The sequence below is a fragment of the Alloalcanivorax marinus genome (genome assembly GCF_016906305.1).
In the GTDB taxonomy this organism is placed as follows: Bacteria; Pseudomonadota; Gammaproteobacteria; order Pseudomonadales; family Alcanivoracaceae; genus Alloalcanivorax; species Alloalcanivorax marinus.
Window position 1 is genome coordinate 107,656 of the sequence record NZ_JADDOL010000009.1, and the last position, 17,073, is coordinate 124,728.

A 17,073-nucleotide genomic window follows, 5' to 3' on the forward strand; every position below is an offset into this window, starting at 1 on the left:
TTGTCCGACGTATAGGATGTGACGGATTATTGTGCCGGGCGCTTGCCAACCAGGCGACGCCGTTATGTTGCATGCTCAAGGGGTGGACCTACATGGAGCGTTGTCGTCGTGGGCTGGTGCTGTTGCCGGCTTTGATGTGCTGGCTGTTTTCCGCCCAGGTGTCGGCCCAGGGGTTCGGCTTCCAGGACGTGATCGATAAAGCCCGGGAAAAGGCCGGGGAATCCTACCAGGCGCCGACACCGGTGCCTCAGTTCCTGCAGGAACTGTCCCAGGAGCAGTACCAGGGCATCCGTTTCAAATCCGAGAACAGCCTGTGGCGCGAAAGCGGCTCCCACTTTCAGGTGTCGTTGATGTCGCCGGGCCTGTATTTCAAACACGCGGTGAAGCTCAACGTGGTGGACGCCCAGGGCGTCCACGATCTGCCCTATGACAAGAACAACTTCACCTACACCAGCGAGGAGCTGGCCCGCCGGGTGCCGGCGGACCTGGGCTATGGCGGTTTCCGCCTCACCTATCCGGACGCGGACGCGGAAAACGGCCGCCGCGCCTTCATGGTGTTCGCCGGCGCCAGCTACTTCCGCGCCATCGGCAAGAACAATCACTTCGGGCTGTCCGCCCGCGGCATCGCCGTCAACACCGGTCTGCCGTCCGGGGAACAGTTTCCATCGTTCACCGAATTCTGGCTGATCCGCCCCAATGCCAAGGCCGACACCCTGACGCTGTACGCGTTGCTGGATGGCCGCAGCCTCACCGGCGCCTATCAGTTCGACATTCGTCTCGGTGACGCGGCGGTGATGGACGTGAAATCCCGGCTGTTTATCCGCAACGATATCGAAAAGTTGGGCGTGGCGCCGCTCACCTCGATGTTCTTCTACGGCGGCAACACCGCCCGGCCGGTGGGCGAATGGCGCCCTCGGGTGCACGATTCCGACGGCCTGCTGATGCACGACGGCGGCAGCGGGGAATGGCTGTGGCGGCCACTGCTCAATCCCAAGAACCTGAAAATCGACTATTTCAGCGCCGCCCAGGTACAGGGCTTCGGCCTGATGCAGCGCCAGACCCGCTTCGACGACTTCCAGGATTTCGGCGCCCACTATCATGAGCGGCCCAGTGCCTGGGTGCAGCCCAAGGGCGAGTGGGGCAAGGGCCGGGTATCGCTGGTGCAGCTGCCCTCCAACAACGAGGTCAACAACAACATCGTCGCCTTCTGGACGCCGGACGAGCCGGTCCGTCAGGGCCAGACCCTGGCCTACGACTATCAGCTCAAGGTGGGCGCGCCCACGGTCAGCGGCAGTGACCGGGCCAGCGCGGTGAAAACCTTCGTCGGCGACGGCAACCGGGCCGGCGGCGGCAACGTGGAAGGCGCCTACCGCATCGTGGTGGATTTCGCCGGCGGCCCGCTCAAGGACGTGCCCGGCAACGCGCCGGTGACCAGCGACGTGATCGCCGAGGGCGATGGCGAAGTGATCGAGCATTTCGTGGAGTTTCTGGCGCCGGTGAATCGCTGGCGCGTCTCCATCCTGGCCCGGCCCGCCGCCGATCAGCCGCTGTCCTTGCGCGCTTTCCTGAAGAAAGGCGAGGACACCGTCTCGGAAACCTGGTCCTACGAGATCCCGGTCAACAACGATATTCTCGGCGGAGATTCCCGATGACCGACAACATCGTCGAGGACGCCCTGGGCCGGGTGCTGGCCTATCTGCGGCTGTCCGGCGTCACCGTTGGCACCGGCACCACCCGCGCCGCCCTGCGGCTGGTGGACGAGACCCTGGAAGCCGGCGAGGACGGCTTGCTGGAGCGCCTGATGGCGGCGGTGCCGGAGCGTTTCGGCCTGGATCATCCCGAGCCGCCGATGCTGGCGCCGCCGGTGCGCCACGGCTCCATTCACTACGCCCGGCGCTCGTGAGCAGGTCCGTGACCGACGACACGCCCCGTCCGCGCCGCCACCGCTGGAAGCCGGTGGCGGTGCTGCGCCGCACCACCCTGATTGTGCTGGTGATCGCGCAGACCCTGGCCGGGCTCTACGGCATGCAGTCGGTGTTGCCGTACCACGGCGGCAATCTACTGGAAAAGGGCATCCTGTTTCTGTTCGCGGTGCTGTTCGCCTGGATCTCGGTGGGCTTCTGGACCGCCTTGCTGGGGTTCTGGCTGCGCCGCCGCGGCGGCGACCCCTGGTCCCTGGTGCGTCGCTACGACGCCGCCACCGTGGCCGCCACGCCGCTGGCGCGCACCGCCGTGGTGATGCCGATCTACAACGAGCCGGTGGACCGTACCCTGGCCGGCCTGCGCGCCACCATCCAGTCGCTGCGTGAGACCGGCGAGCTGGACCATTTCGACTTCTATCTGCTGTCCGACAGCCGCGACGCGGAACAGTGGCTGGAGGAACGCACCGGCTGGTACCGGCTGTGCGAGGAGCAGGGGCTGCAGGGCCGGCTGTTTTACCGGCACCGTCCGGTCAATCTCAATTTCAAAAGCGGCAACGTGGCGGACTTTCTGCGCCGCTGGGGCCGGGATTATGAGTACATGGTGGTGCTGGACGCGGACAGCGTCATGGGTGGCCACACCCTGACGCGGATGGTGCGGCACATGGAGCTGGCGCCTCAGATCGGCATCCTGCAGACCAGCCCGTCGCTGATCAACGCCCACTCCGCCTTCGCCCGTTTCCAGCAGTTCGCCAACCGGGTGTACGGCCCGCTGTTCACCGCCGGGCTGGCCGGTATTCAGCTGGGCGAGGCGGCCTACTGGGGCCACAACGCGATCATTCGCTGCAAGCCGTTCATGGAGCACTGCGGCCTGCGGCACCTGTCCGGCTTCGGTCTGTTCCGGGGCCCGATCATGAGCCACGATTTCGTGGAGGCGGCCTATATGGGGCGCGCCGGCTACGAGGTGTGGATGGAACCGGAGCTGGACGAGAGCTACGAGGAATCGCCGCCCACCCTGGTGGACGAGCTGACCCGGGACCGGCGCTGGGCCAAGGGCAATCTGCAGCATGCCTGGCTGTTTCTGTTCGCGCCGAAACTGCGCTTCGCCCACCGCATGGCGTTTCTCAACGGCATTCTGTCCTACCTGTCGTCGCCGATCTGGCTGGCGTTTCTTGTGCTCACCAGCATCGAGGCCACCCGCCTGACCCTTTGGCCCATTGATTACTTTCCCGAACAGCAGAACAGCATGTTTCCGGCCTGGCCGGAGTGGCATCCCCACTGGGCGGTGGGGCTGATTCTGAGTACCTTCTTCCTGCTGTTCCTGCCCAAGTTCCTGGCCATTCTCGACGTGCTGCTCAGTGGTAAACGGCGCCAGTACGGGGGCGCCTGGCGCCTGTTTTTCTCAGTGTGCCTGGAGCTGCTGGTGTCCATGCTGCTGGCCCCGATCCGCATGCTCACGCACAGCCGCTACGTGCTGGAATCCCTGTTCAATGTGTCGCTGCACTGGGGCGGGCAGAACCGCACCGATGAGACCGGCTGGCGCGAAGCCCTGGTCAGCCACGCGCCGGGCACGCTGCTGGCCGTCGGCTGGGCGGGCCTGGCCCTGTGGCTGGATCCGTTCTTCTTTTTCTGGTCGCTGCCGGTGGCGCTGCCACTGATTCTGGCCGCGCCCACTTCGGTGGTTCTCAGCCGCATGGCCCTGGGCGAAGCCCTGCGCCGGCACCGTTTTCTGCTGACGCCGGAAGAACAGCGGCTGTCCCCCCAGGTGGACGCCATCGCCGATCCTCGGCCGCTGAATCCCGGCGCGCTGAGCGCCTTCGACGCCGCCGTGGTGGACCCGCGCCTGAACCGTATGCACCGGGCCCTGGCCCGCCGTCGCCGTTGCCTGGACCCGGAAGCCCGGGAGGAATGGGTGCAACGGTGCCTGAAGCACGGCCCGGACGGGTTGAACCGCCGTCAGCTCAACGCCCTGGCCCGGGACGGCGAGGTGCTGGCGCGCCTGCACACGGCGGCCTGGGTGGCGGCGCCGGACAGCTACTGGGGCGAACGCATCGGGCTGGTGAAGCGCCGGGATTATGGGTAGGCTTGCGGCGTTCCTATAAAAAAACGCTTCCAAGGATGAAGCCATGAACGATGTGCGACCCGGTTTGGCTGAACCGGTCAGGGATTGCATGAAGCCGGATCCCTTTTCCCTTTCCCCTGTCATGTCCGTTCACGAGGCCGCCCGAGCCTTGCTGGCGCGGGATCTTTGCGGGGCGCCGGTGGTCGACGACCGGGGTGTGCTGGTGGGGATTTTTTCCGAGGCCGACGCGCTGAAAAGCACGCTGGACGCCGATTATCACGGCATCGGAGCGGGCTGCGTGGCCGATTACATGAGCCGTGAAGTCCAGGGCGTGGCGGTGTCCGCCACGATTCAGGAAGCAGCGGAAATGCTCTTGCGCCATCACCGGCGGATTCTGCCGGTGGTGCAAGGCCCGCGGCTGGTGGGACAACTTAGCCGTGGGGATGTGCTGCGCAGGGTGGTGCCGGCGAGGGCGGCGACCTCCTGACGCGGTGTTCCATGAGTCAGTGAAACAAGGAAAGACCATGAACCAACCGTATCAATCCCCCGAGGCCGATCTGGGGACGGCCGCCGTGGAAACCTATCAGCCACGCATGTTCCAGACCGCCGGCCGCCTGGGCCGGGCGCGCTATTTCGTCTATGTGATGGCGCTCACCATGATCCTGTACGTGGCCATGGGGCTGGCCATGGCGGCGGGGCTGGGCGTCGACCCGTCCGGCGGCGGCGCGATGATGATTCTGATGATGCTGGTGGTGGCGGTGGTGGGGATCTTCATGACCGTGATGAGCATCATCTACGGCATTCGCCGTCTCAATGACATGAACATGAGCGGCTGGCTGATTCTGCTGATGTTCGTGCCGATCGCCAACTTCGTGATCGCCATCATGCTGCTGTTCGTGCCCGGCTCCAAGGGCGCCAACAACTACGGCCCGAAGCCGGCCCCCAACAGCACCGGCGTGATCGTGGCGCTGGTGGTGCTGCTGGTGTTGTTCCTCGGCGGTTTCGTCGGCCTGGGCGCGCTGATGGGCTCCATGAGCGCGGGCATGGACCCGGCCATGTATCAAAGCTACTGAACGCGGCTCTGGCCCAAAAAAAAGGCTCCCGGACGGGAGCCTTTTTTATCGCCGGATGCCGCCGGAGCGGCGGCGAACAGGGTTACGGCAGCAGATGCTTCACCGCGTCCCGTTCCTCGGCCAGCTCGGTCTCGGTGGCGGTCATGCGCTCGCGGGAGAAGTCGTTGACTTCCAGACCCTGAACGATTTCCCAGTCACCGTTCTTGCACACGCAGGGGAAGGAGTAGATCAGGCCTTCCTGAATGCCGTAGGAACCGTCGCTGTAGATGCCCATGGACACCCAGTCGCCTTCATCGGTGCCCAGCGCCCAGGAGCGCATGTGGTCGATGGCGGCGTTGGCGGCGGACGCGGCGGAGGACGCGCCCCGTGCCTTGATGATGGCGGCGCCACGCTGCTGCACGGTGGGGATGTACTCGTCCGCGTACCAGCCCTGATCCACCTGCTCGGCGGCGTTCTTGCCGTCCACTTCGCAGTGGTGCAGATCCGGGTACTGGGTGGAGGAGTGGTTGCCCCAGATGGTCATCTTCTTCACGTCGTTGACGGTCTTGCCCAGCTTCTCGGCCAGCTGCGCCATGGCGCGGTTGTGGTCGAGGCGGGTCATGGCGGTGAACTGACGGGGGTCGATGTCCGGCGCGTTGCGCTGGGCGATCAGGGCGTTGGTGTTGGCCGGGTTGCCCACCACCAGCACCTTGATGTCGCGGCTGGCCACCTCGTTGATCGCCTTGCCCTGGGCGGAGAAGATCGCCGCGTTGGCTTCCAGCAGATCCTTGCGCTCCATGCCCGGACCGCGCGGACGGGCGCCGACCAGCAGGGCGTAATCGGCGTCCTTGAAGGCCACCTTGGCGTCATCGCTCTGCACGATGCCGGCCAGCAGCGGGAAGGCGCAGTCGTCCAGTTCCATGGCCACGCCTTTCAGCGCTTCCAGGGCGGGGGTGATTTCGAGCAGCTGCAGGATAACCGGCTGGTCCTTGCCGAGCATGTCGCCGGAAGCAATGCGGAACAGCAGGGAGTAGCTGATTTGGCCAGCGGCGCCGGTGACAGCAACGCGTACAGGTGCTTTCATGAAAAAATCTCCTTGGAGTCGTCGGGAGAAGCGAAGGAGCCTCCGAATCACTCCCCGGCGGTGGCGCCGGACCGGCCGCCATCGTCGGGGAGTGACTCCAGGTTCCCTGGACGCGGCGCATTATAGAGGAGCGGCGGGGCGAGCGCACGGATCGTCGCCGGGAAGGTGGCGTCAGGGTTCGGAAGGATCCTGCTGATGGTCCCGGTAATGCACCGGCGTGACGCCGAACCAGCGCTTGAAGGCCCGGTTGAAGGCGCTCTGTTCCGAGTAGCCCAGGTCCAGGGCGATCTGGTTCACCGAGCGGTCGCTGTGGCGCAGCCAGTCGCAGGCCAGCCGTCGGCGTTCGTCTTCCAGCAGGGTGGAGAAGTCGGTTTGCTCGGCGCGCAGGCGCCGGCGCAGGGTCCAGGGTTTGACGCCCAGGCGCTCGGCGATGGGCTCCAGTTGCGGCACGCCGTCCACCAGCCGTTGCTGGATTTCCAGGCGCACCTGTTCGAGCAGGTTGTCGCGGGCGCGGTACTGGCTCACCGCCCGCTGCACCCGGGAGCGGGCCAGGCGGTGCACTTCCGGGTCCGCGTCGCGCAGCGGGCGGTCCAGCACCCGGGCGTCCAGCACCACCGCGTTGAGTGGCTGGTCGAACAGGATCGGGCAGCCGAACACGCGCTGATATTCATCGTGCCGCCCGGGGTCGGCGTGCATCAGGTGCACGGCCAGCGGGTCGTAGTGTTCGCCCAGGATCCAGCGGCCGAACACCACCGCGCCGGCCAGGGTGGCGTCCACCCGGTGACCGCTGAGCGCGGTGTTGTCCAGGGTGTCCCAGATCAGCCACAGATCGTCGTCGCGCCATTCGAAGCGCAGCTCGAAAAACTCCGAGGTGACCCGGGTGAAGGGAATCAGCAGTTCGATGGCGTCGCGCAGGGTGGCGCTGGACATGCTGGCGTAGCCCAGCTCGCCCATGAAGCGGGGGCGGATGCCTTCGCCCATGTGCAGGCCGAACAGGGGGTCGCCGCTGCGGGCCACGGCGTATTCCAGCAGCTTTTGTTCCACCTTGAGCGGCAGACGGGCGTGGGGGGATTCCAGCTCGGCCTCGTCGACGCCCAATCGCACCAGGGCATCACTGAGATCGACGCCGGCGTGCAACGCGGCGTCGAGCAGATGCTCGATCCAGAACGAGGCGACGGTCAGGGAACCGAACGACAGGGAAGCAGCGTGGGCCATGGGCGCTTTTTTGTTATGCAAGCCACCGGAGCCCTCAGGAAACGCCAAAGCACCGACTCAAGTCAATGACAGGAGTGTTCGCCGGGGGGGTCATCGGCCGGGCCGCCCGGCCCGGCCGGCGCCTTCAGCCTTCTTTTTGCTCGCGGGCCAGTTTGTTGACCTTGCGGCTGATGCGGTTGAGTTTCTTGTCCAGGCTCTCCATTTCCTCGCGGGTGGGCAGGCCCAGGCCGTGGGCCAGACGCACGCGCCATTCGTCCAGCGGGCTGTCCTGGCGGGCGGCGGCGTTCTTGCCGGTGCCCTTGGCCTGTTCGGCGCGTTTGCTTTCGCCGGCTTCCACCAGGGTCCGGAACCAGTCGCGGCCGGATTCGGCCAGTCGATTGATCGCGCCCAGCGCGGCTTTGTTAAGCTTGTCCGCGGCGGTGTTCAGGTCATTCAGGGTCTCGTTCATGAAAAGGGTCTCCTTTTCCAAATGAAGTGGGAACGATGGTACCGGGGCGCCGCCGGGTGTTCGGCGATATTGTTCGACAATTAAACAACGTGTTCCGGCCGGGCCGGACCATTGGGAGATCAGCTATGCGAGTCGTTTTGCCCCAGGGCAGCTATCAGTCGGTGGCCGGTGACGGTGTCCGGGAATTCCGTGGCGTGCCGTTCGCGTTGCCGCCGCTGGGCGAGCACCGGTTCAAGGCGCCACGGGCGCTGCCGGACGGCGACGGCGAGCACAACGCGGATCGCTACCCGACGCCGTCCCTGCAGATGCGTAATCCGGCCATGGGGATCGATGAGAGTGGCGAGGATTGTCTTTATCTGAATCTGTGGGTGCCGGAGGGGGAAGGGCCCTTTCCGGTGATGCTCTGGTATCACGGCGGTGGGTACATCGCCGGGTCCGCCTCCCAGTTGCTGTACAACGGCGCGCGGCTGGCCGCCGACCAGCAGGTGATCGTGGTCAACGCCGCCTACCGTCTGGGCGCCCACGGCTTCGCCGACTTCAGCGCGCTGGCGCCGGAGCTGGAGGCCGACACCAATCTTGGCCTGCGCGATCAGGTGGCGGCGCTGGAGTGGGTGCACCGGCACATCGAGGCGTTCGGCGGCCGGCCGGACCAGGTGACGATCTTCGGCGAGTCCGCCGGCGGCTTCAGCGTCGCCAGCCTGATGGCCACGCCCCGGGCACGGCCGCTGTTCCAGCGGGCCATCGTCCAGTCCGGCGGCGGTGATTTCGCGTTGGCCCCGGAAGAGGTGGCCAAGGTCACCCGCGCCTTCGTGGAGGCCCTGCCCGGCGACGGCAGCGCCGCCGACAAGCTGCGCGCGGCGGACGCCAAGGCCTGGGTCAAGGCCCAGGGCCAGGCCCTGCGTACCCTGGTGCGGCGCGGCTTGCGCGACACCACCCCGCAGTTCGCCATGAACTTCCTGCCGATGGTGGACGGCGACCTGCTGCCGCGTCTGCCGGTGGACGCCATCGCCGCCGGCGAGGCGGCGGACATCGCGCTGATGGCCGGGGTGTGCCGCGACGAGTATCATTTCTTCCAGTACGCCGGGCCGCTGGCGGGCTTCCCCAGCGTGGAGGAACTGCGCGGCTACGACGACGAGGAAATTCTGCGCCGCTTCGAGCGCGCCCTGCCGGGCAACGGCGAGCGCGTGCTGGCGCATTACCGGCGCACCGTGACCCCGGATCCGGCGCGCAGCAACATGGATTGGTTTTCCGCCATGGAAACCGACCGCCTGTTCCGCGTTCCCACCTTGCGCCTGCTGGATGCACAGGCCGCCCATCGCGCCGACACCCGGGGCTATCAGTTCACCTGGCCCAGCGATCAGTTCGGCGTGCCCATGGGCGCCTGCCATGTGGTGGACGTGCCGTTCGTGTTCGGCGTCACCGACACCGTGCCCGGGCAGTTTCTCACCGGCGGCGGCGCCGAAGCGGCGGCGCTGTCGGACCGGGTGCGCGCCGACTGGGGCGCCTTCGCCCGCGGCGAAGCCCTGGCCGGGCCGGCCTGGCGGGAGCGCCGCACGGTGCGGCAGTACGGCCCCGGCGAGCCGGAAGCACCGCTGTTCGAGGCCGACGACGAGGCCCTGTGGGCGGACCTGATCCCGGCACCGCGCGGCTAGCGCGGTACCCAAAGACCGTTATGTATCATAGAATATAGCCCGTAATGAAGGAGCACCCCATGACCGTGGCCCAGGCCATTGAAAGCAAGGTGCGCGACGCCTTGCCCGTCGCCCACCTGCAACTCGAGAACGAAAGTCACAAGCACGGCGTGCCGCCGAACTCGGAAACCCACTTCAAGCTGGTGCTGGTGTCCGACGCGTTCCAGGGGCAGATGCCGGTGCGCCGCCACCAGGCGGTGTACGGCCTGCTCGGTGAGGAACTGGACGGCCCGGTGCACGCCCTGGCCCTGCACCTGTTCACGCCGGACGAGTGGCGCGCCCAGGGCGGTGAGGTGGCGGCCTCCCCGGACTGCCGGGGCGGCAGCCAACACGACCCGGAGTTCGGCCGATGAGTGGCGCCATCGTGGTGGCGGCCCTGTACCGCTTTACCCGCCTGGAAGGCCATGAGCAGCTGCGCGAGCCGCTGCTGGCGCTGATGCAACAGCACGACGTCAAAGGCACGCTGCTGCTCGCCCACGAGGGCATCAACGGCACCATCTCCGGAGACCGGGCCGGCATCGACGCGGTGGTCGGCTGGCTGCGCGCGGACCCGCGCCTGGCGGACCTGGAGTACAAGGAATCCTTCACCGACGCCCACCCGTTCCTGCGCAGCAAGGTCAAGCTCAAGCGCGAGATCGTCACCATGGGCGTCGAGGACGTGGACCCCAACCGCAGCCGGGGCACCTATCTGGAAGGCGAGGACTGGAACCGGGTGATCGCCGACCCGGAGACCCTGGTGATCGACACGCGCAACGACTACGAGTACGAGGTCGGCACCTTCGAAGGCGCGCTCAACCCCAACACCAAAAGCTTCCGCGAATTTCCGGACTATGTGCGTGAGCACCTGGACCCGGCCCGCCACAAGCGGGTGGCCATGTTCTGCACCGGCGGCATCCGCTGCGAGAAGTCCACGGCCTATCTCAAGGAGCAGGGCTTCGAGGAGGTCTACCACCTCAAGGGCGGCATCCTCAAATACCTGGAAACCGTCCCCAAGGAGCAGTCCCTGTGGCGCGGTGAGTGCTTCGTGTTCGACGAACGGGTCACCGTGGACCACGACCTGAAACCCGGCGTGTACGACCAGTGCCACGCTTGCCGCCGGCCGATCTCTGAACAGGATAAGGCGTCGCCGCTGTACCGGCGGGGCGTGTCCTGCCCGCACTGCCATGACGAATCCTCGGCGGAGCAGAAAGCGCGCTTCGCCGAACGACAAAAGCAGATCGACCTGGCCCGGCGCCGGGGCGCGCCCCATCTGGGACACGACCCGCGCGGCCGGGACCATCCTTCCCCCGACCAGAAACGCCCGAGCCCCGAGGAGTAACGTTCGAATGCGCGTGCTGTTGTTGCTGGCCAGCCTGATCCTGTCCGTCGCCGCCTCCGCCGCCGAGCCGGTGCGGGTGGCGGTGGCCGCCAATTTCGCCAAGCCCCTGGAAACCCTGGTGGCCCTGTACGGCAAGGATCACCCCGACGTCACCATCGAGACCACGGTGGCGTCCACCGGCAAGCTGGCGGCGCAGATCCGGCAGGGCGCGCCGTTCGACCTTTTCCTGGCCGCTGACGACCGCCGGCCGATGGAACTGGATGAAGAAGGCCTGGGCGTGACCGGCACCCGCCGGGTCTATGCTCTGGGCCGGCTGGCGCTGTGGAGCCCGGAGCAGGGCTTGGACCTGGGCCCGGCGCTGCTGGAACGCGGCGACCTCAGCCTCATCGCCCTGGCCAACCCGCGCCTGGCGCCCTATGGCGCCGCCGGCCAGGCGGTGCTGGATACCCTGGCCCTGCCGGCGTCGGTCAAGGTGGTGCAGGGCGAGAACGTGGGCCAGGCCTACCACTTCGTCAGCAGCGGCGCCGCCCGGGCCGGCTTCGTGGCGTTCAGCCAGGTGCGCGGCGCCGGCGGCAGCCTGTGGCTGCCGGACGGCGACCTTTACCCGACCATTGAGCAGCAGAGCTTGCTGTTGAAGGATCGGGCCGAGGCGCGCGCCTTCTATGAGTTCCTGGGCAGCGACGCCGCCCGCGCGCGCATCGAGGAAGCCGGCTACGGCGTCGCGCCCCGGTGACGGTGTCGCCGGCGGACTGGCAGGCGCTCTGGGTCAGCGTCAAGCTGGCCCTGATCAGTACCACTCTGTTGCTGATGCTGTGCACGCCGCTGGCCTGGTGGCTGGCGCGCCGTCGCCGCCGGGGCCAGGCGCTGCTGGAAGCGCTGCTGGCCTTGCCGCTGGTGTTGCCGCCCACGGTGCTGGGGTTCTATCTGCTGCTGTGGCTGGGCCCGAACGGCCCCGGCGGGTGGGTGGCCGGCCTGTGGGGCGCCCATAGCCTGGCGTTCACCTTTACCGGCCTGGTGCTGGGTTCGGTGCTGTATTCCCTGCCGTTCGTGCTGCAGCCTCTCAAAAACGCCTTTCTCGCCATCGACCAGGACACCCTGGACATGGCCGCCACCCTGGGGGCGCCGCCCTGGGACCGGTTCCGCAATGTGGTGCTGCCGCTGGCGCGGCCGGGCTATCTGTCGGCGGCGGTGCTGGGCTTCGCCCACACCCTGGGCGAGTTCGGCGTGGTGTTGATGATCGGCGGCAGCCTGTCCGGGGAAACCCGGGTGGCCTCGGTGGCGCTCTATGAACACGTGGAAGTGGGCGACTACGGCCAGGCCCACCAGCTCGCCCTGGTGCTCGTGTTGATGTCCCTGGTGTTGCTGTGGGGGCTGTTCCGCTGGCAGCGCCGGCCGGGGACGCTGACCTGATGGGGGGCCGGCCATGAGTCTGCAGGTGGACCTGAAGCTGCGGCGCGGTGACTTCCGGCTGACGGTGAACGGCCGGTTGCCGGAACGGGGCGTGACCATTCTGTTCGGCGTTTCCGGCGCCGGCAAAAGCAGCCTGCTGAAAGCCATCGCGGGGTTGCAGCCCTGCCAGGGGCTGATCCGCTTCGGCGATCAGGTGTGGCAGGACGAGGGCGGCAGTCTGCCGGCGCACCGCCGTCCGGTGGGGCTGATGCTGCAAAAACCGACCCTGTTTCCTCACCTGGACGTGGCCGGCAACCTGCGCTTCGCCGCCCGCCGCTCCGGCGCCGACGCCGGCCGCTGGCGGGAGGTGGTGGCCCTGACCGAATTGCAGCCGCTGCTGACGCGGGGCGTGGCCGGCCTTTCCGGCGGCGAGGCCCAGCGCGTGGCCCTGGCCCGGGCCCTGCTCACCGAACCGGATCTGCTGCTGCTGGACGAGCCGCTGTCGGCGCTGGACGCCGAGCGCCGCCAGGCGCTGATGGCCGTGATCGCCCGGGTCGCCGAACGCCTGCCGGTGCTGTACGTCACCCATCAGCTGGACGAGGTGATGACCCTGGGCGACCAGCTCTGGTGGCTGGACCAGGGCGGCCTGCGCGAGCAGGGCGAACTCACCGAACGGCTGGCCGGGCTGCACGGTCCCCTGGCCGCCGGTGGCCAGGCGGCGGTGGTGCTGCACACCCGTCACCGCCACTACGATCCCCAACACCATCTGCTGGAACTGGCCCTGGGCGAGCGGGTGCTGCGTCTGCCCGCCGACGGCCCCCGGGGCGACGCGCCACGCCTCAAGGTGGCGGCCCGGGACGTGAGCCTGACCCTCACCGCCGCCCGCGATTCCAGCGTGCTCAACATTCTGCCCGCCCGGGTGGACGGGCTGCGCGACCTGGGCCACGGGCAATGCCTGGTGCGCCTGGACTGCGAAGGGCAGTGGCTGCTGGCGCGGCTGTCCACCCTGTCCCGGGACAGCCTGGATCTGCGCCCGGGCAGCACCGTCTACGCCCAGATCAAAGCCGCCGCCCTGGTCTAGCTGCGCGGCGGCTGCGCGGCGCGGCGGCGATCTGCTAACCTGCCGGCATCCTGAACGGAATAATAACGGGCGGCAAACCGCCTTTTGGGATCACCATGGACAGGGGGAAACAAGGATGGAAAGCGTCAATACGCTGATCATTGGCAGTGGCTTCGGCGGTTCGGTGATGGCCTGCCGGCTGGCGGAGCGCGGCGAACAGGTGGTGGTGCTGGAACGCGGCCGGCGCTGGCGTCCGCAGGACTACCCCAGTGTCAGCCAGGACCACTGGTTCTGGGACGAGGACGAGCCCGAGCGGCAGAACGGCTGGCTGGATTTCCGCTACTTCGGTGACATGAGCATCGCTCTGGGCGCCGGCGTCGGCGGCGGCTCCCTGATCTACGCCAACGTCAGCATCGAACCGCCGCCCCAGGTGTTCGAACGGGGCTGGCCGGACGCCATTACCCTGGCCACTCTCAAGCCTCATTTTCGCACCGTCGGACGCATGCTCAATGTGCAGACCCTGCCGGACCGGCAGTGGACCCCGCGCACCCGCCTGATGCACGAATCCGCCGACCTGCTCGGCCACGGCCACCGTTTCCGGGTGGTGCCCCAGGCCGTCACCTTCGACCCGGACTGGCACGCCGGCCTGGACGACGCCTTCGACTACCGCCACAGCAAACCCTGGACCAATGAACAGGGCCAGCGGCAGGGCACCTGCGTGCACTGCGGCAACTGCGACCTGGGTTGCCCGGTGCAGGCCAAGAACACCCTGGATCTGAATTATCTGGCCCGCGCCGAGCAGAAGGGCGCCGACGTGCGCCCGCTGCAGCAGGTGCGCTGGATCCGGCCGATGGAAGGCGGCGACTACGAAATCGGCGTGCGCGACCTGGATGCCCGCGCCTGGCGCCGACTGCGTGCGCGCCGGGTGATCGTCGCCGCCGGCAGCGTGGGCTCCACGGAACTGCTGCTGCGTTGCCGCGACCAGTACAAAACCCTGCCGCGCCTGAGCCGCGCCCTGGGCCGGGGCTGGACCAGCAACGGCGACTTCATGACGCCAGCGTTTTACCCGGACCGGGACATCGCCCCCACCCGCGGACCCACCATCACCTCGGCCATTGATTACCTGGACGGCAGCGACGGCGGGGCCCGCTATTTCGTGGAAGACGGCGGCATCCCCGACCTGCTCGGCAACTGGCTGGACCGGGCCGGCCGGCACCCGCGTCTGGCCCGCACCCGGCTGGGCGCGGCCCTGCTGGAATACGGCCGCGACAGCAATCCCTTCGCCGGCATGATGCTGTGGTTCGGCCAGGCCATCGACGGCCCCGGCGGCCGTTTTTCCCTGGGCCGGCGCTGGTACGCGCCGTGGAAGAGGGACCGGCTGCGTCTGAAGTGGGATTACCGGTTCGCCGAAAAAGCGGTGCAGGGGCTGGCCGACCGGCACCTGCGGCTCACCGAGGCCACCGGCGGCCGGGCGATGACGCCGGCCACCTGGCGCTGGTTCCGCAACCTGGTCACGCCCCACCCGCTGGGCGGCTGCAATATGGCCAACACCGTGAAGCAGGGCGTGGTGAACCACGCCGGAGAAGTGTTCAACTATCCGGGGCTGTTCGTGGTGGACGGCGCCACGGTGCCTCGGGCCCTGGGGCTCAATCCGTCGCGCACCATCGCCGCCCTGGCGGAACACGCCGCCGAGCAATGGCGGGGCTAACGCAACATCGAGACAGCGGGAAAGCAGGCATGAACGACGACAACCGATTTCACGTGGTGGTGACCGGCGAAACGCTGGGTGGCGCGGACCCGGAGCAGGTGGCGGCGCGCCTGGCGCGGCTGTTCAAAATGCCGGACGGCAAGGCGCGGCAATTGCTCGGGGGTGGCCCGAGAACGGTCAAAAGAGACGCGGACGAAGCCACCGCGCGCAAATTCCAGGTGGCCCTGCGGCAGGCCGGCGCCCGCTGCGAACTGCGGCCGGTGGGGGCGTCCGCTAGGGGAGTGTCGGAGGAAGCGTCCGCCTCCGGTTCAGGCGCCGGTCAGGCGGCGACCGAGGCTGCCAAGGACACCCTGGCCCGGGGCGCCGAAGGCGCCGACCTGGAAACCGTGGGCACTCTGCGCACCGGCGGCACCGGTTTTACCGGGCCCTTCCAGGTGGCGCCGGTGGGGGCGGACATGGACCCTTCGGAGCGGCCCGCGCCACCGCCGGCCCCGGACACCGGCCATCTGTCCATGGCCGAGCCCGGCGCCGTGATCGAAACGCTGAAGCGGGAGGCGCCGGCGGCGGTGCCGGACACCGGGCATCTTTCCCTGGTCGAGGAAGAGCGGGGCTGAGGGTCAGCCTTCCGGGCCCTGGAAGTGCAGCAGGATCTCTTCCAGCACGTCGGGGATGCCCCGGCCCATCTGGCGCACCAGTTTCTCGTCGCGCCATACTTCGTCCAGCTCCGGATCCTCGTCGACGCCGGAAATCAGGATCATGGGCAGCAGCCAGTTGGCCATGGTGTCGTCTTCGTCGTCCTCGGTGAACCACTGCTGCTCGTGCAGGAACACGCCGCTGAGGAAGCCCGCGCACCAGGACGCCAGGTCATTGCCGTCGTCTTCCTGGTAGGGGTCCAGCAGGCAGGGCAGGGTGATGCGCTCGCCGGCCAGGGTGTCGGTGAGCAGGCGCGCGCGCAGTTCGTCCAGGGCCGCCGCCACGGTCTCCGGCAGGGGCATTTCCAGGGCCTCGCCGAAGTCCGCCGGGCCCTGGTAGGGGCCCACGGCGAAGGCGCACAGCAGACCGTGGGTTTCCACCCAGGAAGGCGCTTCCTCGCCCTGGTCGGCGAAATAGCGGGTGATGGTGTCCTTGAGCTGGGGATTGGCGATGGCGGTCATGATGTCCTGGGGATGGCTGGCTCGGGCGGCCAGGATACCCGTTCGCCGCCGCCGCGCCCAGCCGTGGCCTTGCCCGGGCGGGCCGGGCCTTCTACTCTCGCTCTTCAATACGGATTATCCGGCCTTCCATCACTCATTATTGTTCAAGGAGAACCCGCCATGCCCTCGTCGTCGTTAGCGGATCAGGTAGTCTGGATTACCGGTGCGTCCTCGGGCATCGGCGAGGCGGCGGCGGCGGAATACGCCCGTTACGGCGCCCGGCTGGTGCTCTCCGCCCGCCGCGAGGCGGAGCTGGAGCGGGTGCGCGCCGGTCTGGTCAATGCGGAGGAGCACCTGGTGCTGCCCCTGGACCTGGCCGACGAGGCGGCCATGGGGCCGGCCACCGAGCGGGTGCTGAACCATTTCGGTCGCATCGACCAGCTGGTGCACAACGGCGGCATCTCCCAGCGGGCCCTGGCCCGGGACACCAGCCTGGCGGTGGATCGGCGCATGATGGAAGTGAACTACTTCGGCACCGTGGCGCTGACCAAGGCGGTGTTGCCGGCGTTCCTGCGCCAGGGCGGCGGCCGCTTCGTGGTGGTCACCTCCCTGGTGGGCGAGCTGCCCACTCCCAAGCGGTCCGCCTACAGCGCCAGCAAACACGCCCTGCACGGCTTTTTCGAGGCGCTGCGCGCGGAGGAATACGACAATGGCGTGCGGGTGACCCTGGTGCTGCCCGGCTTTATTCATACCCGGTTGTCCTACAATGCACTGGTGGGCGACGGCAGCGAGCAGGGCACCCTGGACGACGCCCAGGCCAACGGCATGGACCCGGCGGAGTGCGCCCGCAAACTGGTGGAGGCCGTGCAGCGCGGGCGCGATCAGGTTATCATCGCCGGCCGCGAGGGCGCGGGCGTCTACCTGAAGCGTTGGGCGCCGCCGCTGTACCGTCGCGTAATCCGCAAAATCAAGGTGACCTGATCCGAGCCGTTCT

The 17,073-nt window shown here is 67.9% G+C and carries 18 protein-coding genes; 14 read left to right on the forward strand and 4 right to left on the reverse strand.

All coding sequences use genetic code 11. From position 1 onward, the window contains the following. Positions 1 to 92: 92 nt before the first annotated feature. From IM760_RS09840 to IM760_RS09860, 5 genes are read left to right on the forward strand one after another with little or no spacing between them, the layout of a single operon-like run. Entirely contained in the window at positions 93 to 1,652 is a 1,560-nt protein-coding gene (locus tag IM760_RS09840; RefSeq protein WP_239549733.1) for a glucan biosynthesis protein G, read from the forward strand. Further along, positions 1,649 to 1,903, forward strand: a complete 255-nt coding sequence (locus tag IM760_RS09845) for a hypothetical protein (protein ID WP_204428751.1) — start codon at positions 1,649 to 1,651, stop codon at positions 1,901 to 1,903. Before IM760_RS09840 ends, IM760_RS09845 begins: the two co-directional genes overlap by 4 nt. A gap of 8 nt (positions 1,904 to 1,911) precedes the next feature. Further along, entirely contained in the window at positions 1,912 to 4,002 is a 2,091-nt protein-coding gene (mdoH, locus tag IM760_RS09850; protein WP_204428752.1) for a glucans biosynthesis glucosyltransferase MdoH, read from the forward strand. A gap of 43 nt (positions 4,003 to 4,045) precedes the next feature. Next, positions 4,046 to 4,468: a CBS domain-containing protein gene (locus tag IM760_RS09855; protein WP_239549734.1), complete on the forward strand. Its 423-nt coding sequence runs from the start codon at positions 4,046 to 4,048 to the stop codon at positions 4,466 to 4,468. 37 nt (positions 4,469 to 4,505) lie between these two features. Then, positions 4,506 to 5,054, forward strand: a complete 549-nt coding sequence (locus IM760_RS09860; protein WP_204428753.1) for a DUF805 domain-containing protein — start codon at positions 4,506 to 4,508, stop codon at positions 5,052 to 5,054. A gap of 82 nt (positions 5,055 to 5,136) precedes the next feature. Here IM760_RS09860 and IM760_RS09865 read toward each other — a convergent pair whose 3' ends face one another. The 3 genes from IM760_RS09865 to IM760_RS09875 form a co-directional block, all read right to left on the reverse strand. Next, positions 5,137 to 6,117: a malate dehydrogenase gene (locus IM760_RS09865; protein ID WP_204428754.1), complete on the reverse strand. Its 981-nt coding sequence runs from the start codon at positions 6,115 to 6,117 to the stop codon at positions 5,137 to 5,139. Positions 6,118 to 6,288: 171 nt separating this feature from the next. Further along, positions 6,289 to 7,332: an AraC family transcriptional regulator gene (locus IM760_RS09870; RefSeq protein WP_204428755.1), complete on the reverse strand. Its 1,044-nt coding sequence runs from the start codon at positions 7,330 to 7,332 to the stop codon at positions 6,289 to 6,291. Positions 7,333 to 7,456: 124 nt separating this feature from the next. Beyond that, positions 7,457 to 7,780, reverse strand: a complete 324-nt coding sequence (locus IM760_RS09875) for a poly(hydroxyalkanoate) granule-associated protein (protein WP_204428756.1) — start codon at positions 7,778 to 7,780, stop codon at positions 7,457 to 7,459. Between the two features lie 125 nt (positions 7,781 to 7,905). On the opposite strand from IM760_RS09875, the gene IM760_RS09880 reads away from it, so the two are divergent. From IM760_RS09880 to IM760_RS09915, 8 genes are all read left to right on the forward strand, one after another. Then, the gene (locus tag IM760_RS09880; protein WP_204428757.1) at positions 7,906 to 9,432 is read left to right on the forward strand and encodes a carboxylesterase/lipase family protein; all 1,527 of its coding nucleotides are present in this window, start codon (positions 7,906 to 7,908) and stop codon (positions 9,430 to 9,432) included. A 59-nt stretch (positions 9,433 to 9,491) separates the two neighbouring features. Further along, on the forward strand, positions 9,492 to 9,824 hold the full coding sequence (locus IM760_RS09885; protein WP_204428759.1) for a BolA family protein: 333 nt from the start codon (positions 9,492 to 9,494) through the stop codon (positions 9,822 to 9,824). Beyond that, entirely contained in the window at positions 9,821 to 10,789 is a 969-nt protein-coding gene (gene trhO / locus IM760_RS09890) for an oxygen-dependent tRNA uridine(34) hydroxylase TrhO (protein WP_204428760.1), read from the forward strand. Before IM760_RS09885 ends, trhO begins: the two co-directional genes overlap by 4 nt. A 7-nt stretch (positions 10,790 to 10,796) precedes the next feature. Next, positions 10,797 to 11,522: a molybdate ABC transporter substrate-binding protein gene (modA, locus tag IM760_RS09895; RefSeq protein ID WP_204428761.1), complete on the forward strand. Its 726-nt coding sequence runs from the start codon at positions 10,797 to 10,799 to the stop codon at positions 11,520 to 11,522. Further along, positions 11,519 to 12,199: a molybdate ABC transporter permease subunit gene (gene modB, locus IM760_RS09900; RefSeq protein ID WP_204428766.1), complete on the forward strand. Its 681-nt coding sequence runs from the start codon at positions 11,519 to 11,521 to the stop codon at positions 12,197 to 12,199. The genes modA and modB overlap by 4 nt, the downstream gene beginning before the upstream one ends. Positions 12,200 to 12,212: 13 nt before the next feature. Further along, entirely contained in the window at positions 12,213 to 13,259 is a 1,047-nt protein-coding gene (gene modC / locus IM760_RS09905; RefSeq protein WP_204428768.1) for a molybdenum ABC transporter ATP-binding protein, read from the forward strand. A gap of 115 nt (positions 13,260 to 13,374) precedes the next feature. Then, on the forward strand, positions 13,375 to 14,946 hold the full coding sequence (locus IM760_RS09910) for a GMC oxidoreductase (RefSeq protein WP_204428770.1): 1,572 nt from the start codon (positions 13,375 to 13,377) through the stop codon (positions 14,944 to 14,946). 29 nt (positions 14,947 to 14,975) lie between these two features. Next, entirely contained in the window at positions 14,976 to 15,560 is a 585-nt protein-coding gene (locus tag IM760_RS09915) for a hypothetical protein (RefSeq protein ID WP_204428772.1), read from the forward strand. Positions 15,561 to 15,563: 3 nt separating this feature from the next. On the opposite strand, the gene IM760_RS09920 is transcribed toward IM760_RS09915, so the two are convergent. Continuing rightward, complete coding sequence (locus IM760_RS09920; RefSeq protein ID WP_204428774.1) at positions 15,564 to 16,100, reverse strand: YecA/YgfB family protein; 537 nt, start codon at positions 16,098 to 16,100, stop codon at positions 15,564 to 15,566. Between the two features lie 159 nt (positions 16,101 to 16,259). Here IM760_RS09920 and IM760_RS09925 point away from each other — a divergent pair, with 159 nt between their 5' ends. Continuing rightward, complete coding sequence (locus IM760_RS09925) at positions 16,260 to 17,060, forward strand: SDR family oxidoreductase (RefSeq protein WP_204428776.1); 801 nt, start codon at positions 16,260 to 16,262, stop codon at positions 17,058 to 17,060. The last annotated feature ends 13 nt before the right edge of the window (positions 17,061 to 17,073 follow it).